Origin of the sequence: Pseudoalteromonas sp. SR45-6, assembly GCF_014163545.1 — a bacterium.
GTDB classification, from domain to species: domain Bacteria; phylum Pseudomonadota; class Gammaproteobacteria; order Enterobacterales; family Alteromonadaceae; genus Pseudoalteromonas; species Pseudoalteromonas rhizosphaerae.
Genome location: NZ_JACJDM010000184.1, coordinates 1 through 494 on the forward strand (window position 1 = coordinate 1; position 494 = coordinate 494).

At 52.6% G+C, this 494-nt stretch carries 1 protein-coding gene; it reads left to right on the plus strand.

Translation table 11 applies throughout. From position 1 onward, the window contains the following. Positions 1-494 (plus strand): Ig-like domain-containing protein (locus H5158_RS22815; protein ID WP_182719777.1); only part of this gene is annotated, 494 nt, incomplete at both ends.

Genomic DNA, 494 nt, shown 5'->3' on the forward strand with positions numbered 1-494 from the left:
TCCGTGGAGGCCAGTAATGCGATTATCGAAGGCGAGTACACAGTCAATGTCAGTGTGACAGACTCCGCAGGCAATACCGGCACCGATAGCGAAACTGGGGTGATAGATACAACCGCGCCAAGCGTCACTATAGATGCACCCGCATTGACGAACGACAATACGCCAGTGGTGACAGGCACATCGGATCTAGCCAGCAGTGATATTGCGATTACCTTTACGGATGCTAACGGCAGCCATACAGTAACGGTGCAAACCAATGCCAGTGGTAATTGGAGTGCCGAGGCCACGCAACCGCTGGTTGATGGTGCATACACAGTGACTGCCAGTATCACCGACGACGCAGGCAATACAGCCAGCGCCAGTGACATCGGCGTGGTGGATACAATTCCACCAGAGCTTGCGTTTGTGCCCACCTTCCTATTAGGACAGTTAGTGTCTCTCAGCGGTACCTCCGATTTACCTGCTGGTAGTACTATCACCATCACTGAAAATCT